The 12,498-nt window shown below is 63.1% G+C and carries 9 protein-coding genes; 2 read left to right on the top strand and 7 right to left on the bottom strand.

Features of this window, described 5'->3' with window-relative positions; all coding sequences use genetic code 11:
• Positions 1-174 precede the first annotated feature (174 nt).
• Complete coding sequence (gene mfd, locus NKJ90_RS03470; protein WP_023757491.1) at positions 175-3,675, bottom strand: transcription-repair coupling factor; 3,501 nt, start codon at positions 3,673-3,675, stop codon at positions 175-177.
• A gap of 71 nt (positions 3,676-3,746) precedes the next feature.
• Positions 3,747-4,034: a succinate dehydrogenase assembly factor 2 gene (locus tag NKJ90_RS03465; RefSeq protein ID WP_023757492.1), complete on the bottom strand. Its 288-nt coding sequence runs from the start codon at positions 4,032-4,034 to the stop codon at positions 3,747-3,749.
• 92 nt (positions 4,035-4,126) lie between these two features.
• On the opposite strand from NKJ90_RS03465, the gene recG reads away from it, so the two are divergent.
• Positions 4,127-6,235, top strand: coding sequence for an ATP-dependent DNA helicase RecG (recG, locus tag NKJ90_RS03460; RefSeq protein WP_023757493.1), 2,109 nt, complete (start codon positions 4,127-4,129; stop codon positions 6,233-6,235).
• Here recG and NKJ90_RS03455 read toward each other — a convergent pair.
• The 5 genes from NKJ90_RS03455 to NKJ90_RS03435 form a co-directional block, all read right to left on the bottom strand.
• Positions 6,187-6,942 (bottom strand): DUF502 domain-containing protein, encoded by a 756-nt coding sequence (locus NKJ90_RS03455; RefSeq protein WP_031259610.1) that lies wholly within the window; start codon positions 6,940-6,942, stop codon positions 6,187-6,189. The genes recG and NKJ90_RS03455 overlap by 49 nt on opposite strands.
• Positions 6,943-7,022: 80 nt before the next feature.
• Positions 7,023-7,325 (bottom strand): HigA family addiction module antitoxin, encoded by a 303-nt coding sequence (locus NKJ90_RS03450; protein ID WP_023757495.1) that lies wholly within the window; start codon positions 7,323-7,325, stop codon positions 7,023-7,025.
• Between the two features lie 31 nt (positions 7,326-7,356).
• A complete protein-coding gene (gene glmS / locus NKJ90_RS03445) occupies positions 7,357-9,180 on the bottom strand; it encodes a glutamine--fructose-6-phosphate transaminase (isomerizing) (protein WP_023757496.1) in 1,824 nt (607 codons plus the stop codon).
• Positions 9,181-9,355: 175 nt separating this feature from the next.
• Entirely contained in the window at positions 9,356-10,714 is a 1,359-nt protein-coding gene (glmU, locus tag NKJ90_RS03440; protein WP_023757497.1) for a bifunctional UDP-N-acetylglucosamine diphosphorylase/glucosamine-1-phosphate N-acetyltransferase GlmU, read from the bottom strand.
• 163 nt (positions 10,715-10,877) lie between these two features.
• Complete coding sequence (locus NKJ90_RS03435; protein ID WP_023757498.1) at positions 10,878-11,624, bottom strand: cytochrome c biogenesis CcdA family protein; 747 nt, start codon at positions 11,622-11,624, stop codon at positions 10,878-10,880.
• Between the two features lie 183 nt (positions 11,625-11,807).
• Between NKJ90_RS03435 and NKJ90_RS03430 the strand changes: the two genes are divergently transcribed.
• The gene (locus tag NKJ90_RS03430; protein WP_023757499.1) at positions 11,808-12,185 is read left to right on the top strand and encodes a COG4315 family predicted lipoprotein; all 378 of its coding nucleotides are present in this window, start codon (positions 11,808-11,810) and stop codon (positions 12,183-12,185) included.
• The last annotated feature ends 313 nt before the right edge of the window (positions 12,186-12,498 follow it).

Here is a 12,498-nt window from a genome sequence, read left to right as displayed (position 1 = left end):
GTGTGAAACGGTTTTCCGTCCGGAATTGCGTCAAACAAACAAATGGGCGCCATCGCCCGCCAACCCGCCCTATAAAGGGATCGCGGCTCCATACACGAAGCCGATTTCCTATTCTAGACCGGATTTGGCTGCGTGGCGAATGCGCGCCTGGCGAGGCGGTGTCCTATCCCTGCCCTACGCCGCCGCCTTCTCCACCAGCCGCGCCAGTTGTGTCATGACGACCGCGGAGCCCGCCAGCCGCTTCTCGGCCGTTGGCCAGTCGCGCACGAACACGACGCTGTGGTCCGGCCGGATCTTGGCTAGCGACCCCTGCTCGCCGATGAACCTGACCAGCCCGACCGGGTTGGAGAATTCACGCTTGCGGAAATGGATGACGACGCCCTTCGGCCCGGCGTCGAGCTTCTCGACATTGGCCTTGCGGCAGAGCGCCTTGATGAAGACGATCTTCAAGAGATGCTTGACCTCCTCGGGCAGCGGGCCGAAGCGGTCGATCAGCTCGGCGCCGAAAGCATCTATCTCCTCGGTGTTTTCGAGATCGCCGAGACGGCGATAAAGCGCCAGCCTGAGTTGCAGGTCCGGCACATAGCCTTCCGGGATCATCACCGCCGTGCCGACGGCGATCTGCGGCGACCAGCCGCCATCCAGCACCTCGCCGGAATCCTTCACCTCGGCGACGGCCTCTTCCAGCATCTGCTGGTAGAGTTCGAAGCCGACCTCCTTGATGTGGCCGGACTGCTCCTCGCCCAGAAGATTGCCCGCGCCCCTGATGTCGAGGTCGTGGCTGGCCAGCTGGAAGCCGGCGCCCAACGTGTCGAGCGATTGCAGCACCTTCAGCCGGCGCTCGGCGGTGTCGGTCAGCTTGCGGTTGGCCGGCAGCGTGAACAGCGCATAGGCGCGCACCTTCGAACGCCCGACGCGGCCGCGCAATTGGTAGAGCTGCGACAGGCCGAACATGTCGGCTCGATGGATGATCAGCGTATTGGCCGTTGGGATGTCGAGGCCGGATTCGACGATGGTGGTCGACAGCAACACGTCGTACTGGCCGTCGTAGAAGGCATTCATGATGTCATCGAGTTCGCCCGGTGGCATCTGGCCATGGGCCACCGCAACTTTCAGTTCGGGTACGGATTCTCTCAGGAAGTCATGGATTTCTGAGAGATCGCTGATGCGCGGCACCACGTAGAAGGAGTGCCCGCCGCGATAGCGTTCGCGCAGCAGCGTCTCACGGATCACCAGCGGATCGAAGGGCGAGATGAAGGTGCGCACCGCCAGGCGGTCGACCGGCGGCGTGGCTATCAGCGACAGCTCGCGCACCCCGGTCAGCGCCAGTTGCAGCGTACGCGGGATTGGCGTCGCCGACAGGGTCAGCACGTGCACATCGGTCTTCAGGTCCTTCAGCCGTTCCTTGTGCTTGACGCCAAAGTGCTGCTCCTCGTCGATGATCAGCAGGCCAAGGTTCTTGAACGAGATCGCGGACCCAAGCAGCGCATGGGTGCCGATGACGATGTCGACCTGGCCCTCGGCAATGCCCTTCTTCGTTTCCGCCAGTTCCTTGGCACCGACCAGACGCGAGGCTTGGGAAACGCGGATCGGCAGGCCTGAGAAACGCTGCGAAAACGTCTTGAAATGCTGGCGCGACAACAGTGTCGTCGGCACCACCACCGCCACCTGAAATCCTTCCATCGCCGCGATGAAGGCGGCCCGCAACGCTACCTCGGTTTTGCCGAAGCCGACATCGCCGCAGATCAGCCGGTCCATCGGCTTGCCGGCGCCAAGGTCGTCGCGCACCGAGTCGATCGCCGTCTGCTGGTCGTCGGTCTCCTCGTAGGGGAAGCGGGCGGAGAACTCGCCGTAGAGGCCTTCGGCCGGCACCAGCGCCGGTGCGGCGCGCATCTGCCGTTCGGCGGCGATGCGGATCAATTGCCCGGCCATGTCGAGCAGGCGCTTCTTCAGCCGCGCCTTGCGCGACTGCCAGGCGCCGCCCCCGAGCTTGTCCAGCGTCGCCTCGGCGGTGTCAGAACCGTAGCGCGACAAAAGCTCGATGTTTTCGACTGGCAGGAACAGCCGGTCGTCGCCGGCATAGTGGATTTCCAGGCAATCATGCGGCGCGCCGACTGCCTCGATGGTACGCAGACCGACGAAACGGCCGATGCCATGGTCTGCATGGACGACGATGTCGCCCGCCGACAGCGCCGAGGCTTCGGCAATGAAATCCGAGGGACGCTTCTTGCGCTTCGAGCGCCGGATCAGCCGGTCGCCGAGAATATCCTGTTCGGCGACGACGACCAGCTTCTCGGTCTCGAAGCCGGATTCGAGCGGCAGCACGGCGAGCGCCGCCTGCCCCGGCTCGAGCTTTTCGGCTTCCGCCAGGGTCGCGACCTGCTTGAGGTTGCCGAGATGGTGCTCGCCAAGGATCTGGCCAAGCCGGTCGAGTGAACCTTCGGTCCAGCCGGCGACGACGACGCGGCGGCGCGCCGCGCGCTCGTCGGCGATGTGTTTGACCACGACGTCGAACACATTGATGCTGGGGTCGGCGCGTTCCTCGACGAAGCTGCGGCCGTGCCGCGAACCGGCGTGGTAGACTTTCTTCGCGCCGGCATCGGGCGCATCGAACGGCGTGAAATCGATCGCTTCGCGCGGCCCTAGCGAGGCGATCAGGTTTTCCGGCGAGAGATAGAGCAGATCCGGCGGCACCGGCTTGTAGGGCACGGCATCCCTGAGCGCACCGTCGGCCTGCTTCTTGCGCGCTTCGTAGTGATCGAGGATCAGCGTGTGGCGTTCGGCCAGCGCCTCATGCGCCAGATGGTCGAAGACGACAGGTGTATCGGTGAGATAGTCGAACACCGTCTCCAACCGCTCGTAGAAGAACGGCAGCCAGTGCTCCATGCCGGCGAAGCGCCTGCCTTCGCTGACCGCCGCATAGAGCCCGTCGTCGCGCTGCGGTGCGCCAAAAGCTTCGATATAGGAGCGGCGGAAGCGGCTGATCGTTTCCGGCGTCAGCGCCACTTCGCTCATCGCCTGCAGCGCCATCGATTTGCGCTGGCCCGTAGTGCGCTGGGTAGCGGCGTCGAAGACACGGATCGATTCCAGCGTGTCGCCGAAGAAGTCGAGCCTGAGCGCCTCCGTCCAGCCTGGGGCAAACAGGTCGAGAATGCCGCCGCGCACCGCGAATTCGCCGATGCCGCGCACCGTCGGCACCCGCTCGAAGCCGGATGTTTCCAACCGCGACACCAGTGCGTTCATGTCGATCTGGTTGCCGGGCCTGGCGTGGAAGGTCTGTGCCTCGACCAGTTCAGCCGGCGGAATGCGCTGCAGCAGTGCATTGGCAGTGGTGAGGATGACGGCGCGATGCGGCTTTTTCGCCAGCGCGATCATGGCGGTCAGCGCATCGAGGCGCTTGGCGGCGGCATCCGAACCAGGCGACACGCGGTCGTAGGGCAGACAATCCCAGGCCGGTAGTTCGAGGATCGGCAGACCTGGCGCCGCGAAGGACAGCGCCTCGATGATCGCCGGCAGGCGCTGGCCGTCGCGCGCCACGAACAGCACCGGCTTGTCGGGCGCGATCTCGAATGCCGCCTGCACCAGCGCGAAGGCTTCGTAGCCGTCGGCGACGCCGTCGACGATGAACTGGCCGGCGCGGCCTTTCGGCAGACCGATGGTGGGAATGAGGCTCATGAAATCACTGTCTTGCTTGTCGCAATTCCGGACGGAAAACCGCTTCGCACTTTTCCTGGAATTGCTTGTGTTCAGAATGTCATGGAGTGGCGGAACGCCAGGATCTTTCGCAGGACGGCACAATCGATATCTGCCGGGACCGGGCGTTCGCCGGTGACCATGGGCAGGAATTCAGTGTCGGGAATGTCGAGGAGCTTCTCATATTGGTCGATTTCCTCGTCGGTCAAGGCGCCGATCTCAGCGTCGGCGAAAGTGCCGAGGATCAGGTCCATCTCGCGCATGCCGCGATGCCAGGAGCGAAACAGAAGCTTGCGGCGGTGAGCGTCCAGCCCCTCGCTTGATCTCGTCGTTCCGGTCATTGTGCCGCATCCTCGCTTGCTGCGGCGCATATAGCGTGGATAGAAGGTGCTGTCAGCCTTGCGCTGTAGCCGTCGCAACATAAGCTGACATCATGCGCCCCACCATCCTCGATCCCTTGTTTGTCCCGATCACTTCGCTTGCCGGCGTCGGGCCGAAGGTTGGCGCCCTGATAGAGAAAGTCGTCACCGCCGATCTCGGCGATCGCGCCGCCCGCGCCGCCGACCTTCTGTTCGTGCTGCCGCACAGCGTCATCGACCGCCGCAGCCGTCCGGGTATCGCAGGATCCGCTGAAGGCCAGATCGTAACGCTCGACGTGCGCATCGACCGCCACCAGCCGCCGCCGCGCGGCAACAGGTCGATACCCTACCGGGTCTATGCCCATGACGACACCGGCGAGATCGCGCTGACCTTCTTTCATGCGCATGCTTCCTATCTCGAAAAGGCGATGCCCGAGGGCGAGCATGTGGTGGTCTCCGGCCGTATGGAATGGTTCAACGGCCGCCCGACCATGGTCCACCCCGACCATATAGCGCTGGCCAGCGAAGCGGAGAACCTGCCACTGGTCGAACCGGTCTATCCGCTCACCGCAGGGCTCTCGGGCAAGGTGCTGCGCCGGGCGATAGGCCAGGCGCTGGCGCGCGTGCCTGAATTTCCCGAATGGCAGGACGGCGCCTTCATGCGCCGGCACACCTTTTCGGCCTTTGGCGATGCGCTCGCCCGCATCCACAATCCGGCAGACCCGATCGACGTCTCTGTCGACGGCGCGGCGTGGCGGCGGCTCGCCTATGACGAGTTGCTGGCGGGCCAGGTCTCACTGGCGCTGGTGCGGGCAAAAGTTCGCCGCCTGTCTGGTCGTCCCCTGGTCGGCGACGGCAGCATCGTCGAGAAGCTGCGCGCCGCACTGCCCTACTCGCTGACATCAAGCCAGGAGTTTGCGCTGGCCGAAATCAATGCCGACCTCGCCGATCCCGAACGCATGCTGCGGCTTTTGCAGGGCGATGTCGGCTCCGGCAAAACGGTTGTGGCGTTGCTGGCCATGGCGCGTGCCGTCGAGGCCGGCGGCCAGGCCGCCTTGATGGCGCCGACGGAAATCCTGGCGCGCCAGCACCTGGCGACGATCGCGCCGCTTGCCGCCAAGGTCGGACTGCGCATCGCCATTCTAACCGGCCGTGAAAAGGGCCGCGAGCGCACCGACACGTTGGCAGGCCTGGCCAGCGGCGAGATCGATATCGTCGTCGGTACCCACGCGCTGTTCCAGGAGACCGTCACCTTCCACGACCTGGTCCTCGCCGTCATCGACGAGCAGCACCGCTTCGGCGTCCACCAGCGCCTTGCCATCACCGCCAAGGGCGATGCACCAGACATGCTGGTGATGACGGCGACACCAATCCCGCGCACGCTGGTGCTGACCGCCTTCGGCGACATGGACGTGTCGAAGCTGACGGAAAAGCCGGCCGGCCGCCAGCCGATCCGCACCGTCACCTTGCCGCTGGAAAGGCTGGACGAACTGGTCGGCCGCATGGTCGACGCCGTTGCCGGCGGCCAGAAGATCTACTGGATCTGTCCGCTGGTCGAGGAATCCGAAGAGATCAAGCTGATGTCCGCCGAGGACCGTTTTGCCTCGCTGAAGCCGCTGTTCGGCGACCGCATCGGCCTTGTCCATGGCCGCATGAAGGGCGCCGAGAAGGACGAGGCGATGCGCGCCTTCAAGCAGGGCGAGACACGCATCCTGATCGCCACCACGGTCATCGAGGTCGGGGTCGATGTGCCGGACGCCACCGTCATGGTCATCGAACATGCCGAACGCTTTGGCCTCGCCCAGTTGCACCAGTTGCGCGGGCGGGTGGGGCGCGGCGACAAGCCGTCCTCCTGCGTGCTGCTCTACAAGGACCCGCTCGGCGAGACCGCGAAACGCCGGCTGTCGGTGATGCGCGAGACCGAAGACGGGTTTCTGATTGCCGAGGAAGACCTGAAGTTGCGCGGCGAAGGCGAATTGCTGGGCACCCGCCAGTCCGGCACGCCGGGTTTCCAGGTGGCGCGCATCGAGGCGCATGCCGACCTTCTGGAGGCCGCCCGTGACGACGCCAGGCTGATCCTGTCGCGCGACCCGGAGCTGCAATCCGAGCGTGGCGAGGCGCTGCGCCTGCTGCTTTATTTGTTCGGACGCGACGAGGCCGTGCGGCTCCTGCGCGCCGGCTGAGCCAAGGCGGCAACCGACGGGTTGGCCAGCATTCCCTCGATCGGCTCGCCGTTCACGACGACCATTTGCTTGACCTCGGGCGCCACCAGCCCGGCCGAGACGATCAGCTTGGCGCCGTCCTCGATCGTCATGTCGAGCAGCACGATGTCCGACTTCGGCACATACATCAGAAAGCCGGTCGTCGGGTTCGGTGTGCAAGGCATGAACACCGCAATCAGCGGATCGCCTTCCTGATCGAGTTTCTGGTTGATCTCGGTCTCTTTCTCGCTAGCGACGAACACCAGCGACCAAACGCCTTTGCGCGGATATTCGACCAGCCCGACCTGGCGGAACATATCGCCCTTGTTGGACAGCACGGTCTCGAAAATCTGCTTCAGCGAACCATAGATGCCTCGCACCAGCGGCATGCGGCCAAGCAGCCGTTCGCCGGAATTGACGATGGCGCGGCCGACGATGTTGGCCGTCAGGAAACCGATCAGCGTGATCAGAATCAGCGCCACGATCAGCCCGAACCCCGGAACCGGAAACGGCAGGTACGTATCAGGACTGTAGCGCAACGGAATATAGGGCTTCACCCAGGAATCGACCCAGCCGATAAACGACCAGGCGATGTAGGCGGTGATCGCCAGTGGCGCACAGACAACGAAGCCTGTGAGGAAATAATTCCTCAGCCGGGTCATGCCGGAGGTCTTAGGAGCGTCGGACATGGTTCACCGGGGACGCGGGTTGCACCGCAACATAATGAACCAGAGGGCGCATTGGAACTGCGAAGTTTTTAAAGCGCCGATTATGCCGCCGCGTCTAGCGGTTCGATTTTCTCGAGTTCCGGCGCCAGTTTCTTGGCTTCGGTTTCAAGCTCATAGGCCTGTTGAAAATTCATCCAGAATTCGGGTGTGGTGTTGAAAAGTCTGGCGAGGCGGAGGGCCGTATCGGGGGTCAAGCCGATCTCCTCCTTGGCAATGCGCTCGATACGGGTGCGCGGAAGATTAAGCTTTTTTGCCAGCGCGCCGGCACTCATGCCGAGCGGGGCGAGATATTCTTCGCGCAGGAATTCTCCAGGATGAACTGGACGTGCGAATTTCGATGCCATTCGGCTCAACCTCCCGATTTGGGGGCAAAACTTACTCCACTGTCACCGATTTCGCCAGATTGCGCGGCTGGTCGACGTCCGTGCCCATGAACACGGCGGTGAAATAGGCGAGCATCTGGATCGGCAGCGCATAGATGATCGGCGAGATGATTTCCGGCACGTCCGGCAGCACGATCGTCTCCATCGTCTTCACGCTCGTCAGTGCCGCACCCTTGCTGTCGGTGATCAGGATGATCTTGCCGCCGCGCGCCGCCACTTCCTGCATGTTCGACACGGTCTTTTCGAAGATGCGGTCATGCGGCGCGATGACGATGACCGGCATGTTCTCGTCAATCAGCGCGATCGGGCCATGCTTCAGTTCGCCCGCGGCATAGCCCTCGGCATGGATGTAGGAGATTTCCTTGAGCTTTAGCGCGCCTTCCATGGCCAGCGGGAAGTTGGTGTCGCGGCCGAGATAGAGCACGTTCTTGTAGTGCGCGAGCTCGCGCGCGATCTTTTCGATCTGATGGTCGAGCTTCAGCACCTGGTTGGCAAAGCGCGGCGCCTCCGAAAGCTCGCGCACAAAGATCTTTTCCTGCTCCTTCGAAATCGTGCCACGCGCCACGCCGGCGCGCACGGCGAGCGATGCCAGCACCGAAAGCTGGCAGGTGAACGCCTTGGTCGAGGCGACGCCGATCTCCGGCCCGGCGAGCGTCGGCAGCACGACGTCGGATTCGCGCGCCATGGTCGATTCTCGCACGTTGACGACGGCACCGATCTTCATCCCCGCCTTGCGGCAGTAGCGCAGCGAGGCCAGCGTGTCGGCGGTCTCGCCCGACTGCGAGATGAAGAACGCCGCGTCGCTCTTCGACAGCGGCATTTCGCGGTAGCGGAATTCGGAGGCGACATCGATGTCGACCGGCAGCCGCGCATAGCGCTCGAACCAGTATTTGCCGATCAGGCCGGCTAGATACGCCGTACCGCAGGCTGAAATCGCCAGCCGGTCGATTTTGGCAAAATCGAAAGGCAGGTCCAGCGGCTTGGAAACACCGCCGACAAAGTCGAGATAATTCGCCAGCGTGTGCGAGATCACCTCGGGCTGTTCATGGATTTCCTTCTCCATGAAGTGGCGCCTATTGCCTTTGTCGACCATGAAACTGGTCGAGAGCGACTGCTGGCGCTTGCGGTCGACCTTTGTGCCGTCGATGTCGAAGATGGTGACGCCGTCGCGGCGCACCACCGCCCAGTCGCCATCTTCGAGATAGGTGATCGAATTGGTGAACGGGGCGAGCGCGATGGCGTCGGACCCTAAAAACATCTCGCCATCGCCATGGCCGACAGCCAGCGGCGGACCGTTGCGGGCGCCGACGATCAAGTCTTCATCGCCCTTGAACATGATCGCCAGCGCGAAAGCGCCTTCCAGCCGCTTCAGCGCCTGGTGCGCGGCATCAACTGACTTTAGCCCCTTGGCAAGTTCGCGCGCCACCAGATGCGCCACGACCTCGGTGTCCGTCTGCGACGAGAAAGAATAGCCGTCGCGGATCAGTTCGTCGCGCAGCTCGGCGAAATTCTCGATGATGCCGTTGTGGACGATGGCGACGCCGTCGGAAAAATGCGGATGCGCATTGGTTTCGTTGGGCACGCCATGCGTCGCCCAGCGCGTGTGGCCGATGCCGATCGTGCCGTCGAGCGGCTCGTTTTTCAGCAAGCGCTCGAGGTTGACCAGCTTGCCTTCGGCGCGGCGGCGGCCAAGCTGGCCGTGCTCGATGGTGGCGACGCCGGCCGAGTCATAGCCGCGATATTCGAGCCGCTTCAGCGCATCGACGATGAGCGGCGCAACCTGCGAGTGGCCGACGATCCCAACAATACCGCACATACAGACAGCCCCCGATTCCCCATGGAAAACCAGCGCTATTTAGGGATGGCCGGCCTGCCGCGAAAGTCACATTGCATTTCGTCCCGTGTAACGGAACGCTTCTGCACGCATGCACCATGACAGATCGCTCTTGCAATCCGGTTACTGCAATTGTTCGGTTTTTTCCGGGCCGGGTTTACTTTTTCTTCGCCGCCGCGGCCGAAGCAAAGCGCTCGCGCAGCTCCTTGCCCTTGCCAGGGATCGTCTTCTGGCGGGCGCGGCCGAAGGCCAGCGCATCGTCGGGCACGCTTTCGGTGATGACGCTGCCCGAGGCGATATAACCGCCCTTGCCGATGGTGACAGGGGCCACCAGTGAGGAATTCGAGCCGACAAAGGCGCCCTCGCCGATGTCGGTGAAAAACTTCGAATAGCCGTCATAGTTGCAGGTGATGGTGCCGGCGCCGACATTGGCTCCGGCGCCAACCCGCGCATCGCCGATATAGGTCAAATGGTTGACCTTGGCGCCCTCCTCGATAACAGCCTGCTTGACCTCACAGAAATTGCCCACCTTGGCCCTTTGCCTGAGATCGGCGCCCGGCCGCAGCCGCGCGTACGGCCCGACATCGCAATTCGAAGCGATGGTGGCGCCTTCGATGTGGCTGAAGGCATGGATCCTGGCGCCTGTGGCGATCTTCACCGCTGGACCGAACCAGACATTGGGCTCGACGATCGTATCGGCCCCGATCTCGGTATCGTGCGAGAAATACACGGTCTCCGGCGCGATCAGCGTCACGCCCGAAAACATCGCCTCGCGCCGACGGCGGGCCTGCCAGATGCCTTCGGCCTGCGCCAATTCGGCGCGGTTGTTGATGCCGAGTGCATTTTCAAAACTGGCTTCGGTCGCAACGACATCGAGGCCTCGCGCGCTGGCAATCTCGACGATGTCGGTGAGGTAATACTCGCCCTTGGCATTCTTGTTGCCGACCGCGTCGAGCAGCTTCAGCGCTTGGACGCCGACTACCGCCATCAACCCTCCATTGCAGAAAGTGATCTTCCGCTCTTCCTCGCTGCAATCCTTCTCCTCGCGGATGGCGACCAGTTTGCCACTCTTTTCGATCAGCCGGCCATAGCCAGTTGGATTGGGGGTACGAAAGCCGATGACGACGACGGCAACGCCTCCCGCCAGCTTACGCCGCGCCGCGATCAGCGCGCCCGGATCGATCAGCGGCGTGTCGCCGAACATCACGAGGACATCGTCATAACCCTTTGATATCGCATCGCGTGCGGCCAGAACGGCATGTGCGGTGCCGAGGCGCTTTTCCTGGACAAAGGTCTCGGCTTTCGGAGCGAATTTTGCCGCCGCCTTGCGCATTTCTTCCGCGCCATGGCCGATCACCAGCGCCTGGTCGCCGGCACCGGCGGCTTCCGCCGCCTTCACCACATGAGCGACCATCGGCAGCCCGGCAATCTGGTGCAGCACCTTCGGCAGCGCGCTCTTCATGCGCGTGCCTTCGCCGGCGGCGAGGATGACGGACAGGCAGGATCTCTGGCTCATGGAAGGCAACCATATGAAGGGGTTGGGAATCAGGACATGCTAACAGTGGCGCCATGCTGCACCAATGCGGTTAAATTCCGGTGAGATGGTGGAGCAGCTGACTCTTAATCAGTGGGTCCAGAGTGCATCAGTGGATCCAGAGTGCAAATCTTATGTCGGGTGCCTACCCCAACCTTCCCAGCACCGGGAAATTCTCCAGCAGCCAATACGACACGGTCTGCACGCCGCCGGTGAGGAAGAAGACGCCGGCGACGACTAGCAGCGCGCCGATCGCCTTTTCGACGCGGCCGAGATGGACGCGGAATTTACCGAGGAAGCGCATGAACGCACCGGAAAACAGCGCCGCGATCAGGAATGGGACGCCCAGGCCGAGCGAATAGGCGGCAAGCAGCAGCGCGCCCTCGCCCACCGTCTCGCGGCCGCCGGCCAGTGTCAGGATCGGCCCCAATACCGGGCCGATGCATGGCGTCCAGCCGAACGCGAAAGCCAGCCCCATCACATAGGCGGCGATCACACTCGCCGGCTTGCCTTGCGATTGGAAGCGCGCCTCGCGCGACAAAAGCGGGATGCGCAGGATGCCGAGGAAGTTCAGGCCCATCAGGATGATCAGCACACCGGCGCCCATCGCCAGTTGCTCCTGCCAGACCCGCAGCAGCCGGCCGATGGTCGACGCACCGGCTCCGAGCGCAACGAACACGGTGGAAAAACCGAGCACGAAGGCGATCGAGGAATAGAGCAGCGCGCCACGTGCGCCTTCGCGCGCCGTCGCGCCCGCATTGCCGCGGAAATCATCGACCGAGACGCCTGCCATATAGCAGAGATAGGGCGGCACCAGCGGCAGCACGCAAGGCGACAGGAACGAGATCGCTCCCGCCCCGACCGCGCTAACATAGCCGATGTCCAATGCCATTTCCAAGAACTCCAGTGCCGTGGCTGATATAGCGACGCGCAGCCTTGTCCACCAATCACCATAGTGTTGGCAAGATCATCCTTGCCGAGCGCACTTGCCGGGAAGAAACGGGGACGCGCAGGCGTTGATGCGGTGAGGCCGCGATTTCCCGCGCGTCTCCAGATATCAGTCAAGGAGATCTCCATGAAAACCATAACCGTTGGGCTGGCAGCGCTGTTGCTCAGCACCGCTGCATCCTTCGCTGCCGACGCGTGGAAGGAAGCCGAGGTCAATGGCACCAAGATATACACCGACGCCAACGGCATGACGCTTTATACCTATGACAAGGACGAGAAGGGCAAGAGCAACTGCTACGACAAATGCGCCACCAACTGGCCGCCGCTGAAGGCCGCAGCCGGCGCCAAGCCGGAAGACGAATGGAGCGTTGTCGGCCGCACCGACGGCACCAAGATGTGGGCCTATGACGGCAAGCCGGTCTATACCTTTATCAAGGACAAGAAGCCCGGCGATGTGAGCGGCGACGGCGTCGGCGAGGTCTGGCATATCGTCAAGGCCGACTAGCGTACTCGGTACCCAGCCGCCTGATGGCGGTACAAGGGCTGGTCGCCGGGCAATCTTCATGCGGCGGGCGTCGACCACCTTGCAGCAAACCACCGGTTTCGGTTCAGCGACTCGCGTGGAAAGCAGATCGGTCGTTTTCAATGACATCGCGCCTTTTCCGATGGCTAGGGGTCACCATCTCCCTTTTCCAAAATTCTGTGATTTCCTCCATACACTCTAAGAGTGTATTGCTGCAGAGAGCCCCGCAATTTGGGGCGCTTCCCCTTGACCGGATGCAAAAGCGCCGCCATGTGAGCGACACATGAACGAGATT

The organism is Mesorhizobium sp. M0051 (assembly GCF_040323235.1).
Classification (GTDB): Bacteria; Pseudomonadota; Alphaproteobacteria; order Rhizobiales; family Rhizobiaceae; genus Mesorhizobium.
Note: the sequence above shows the minus strand (reverse complement) of the source record. Positions and strands in the feature narration are given on the sequence as shown.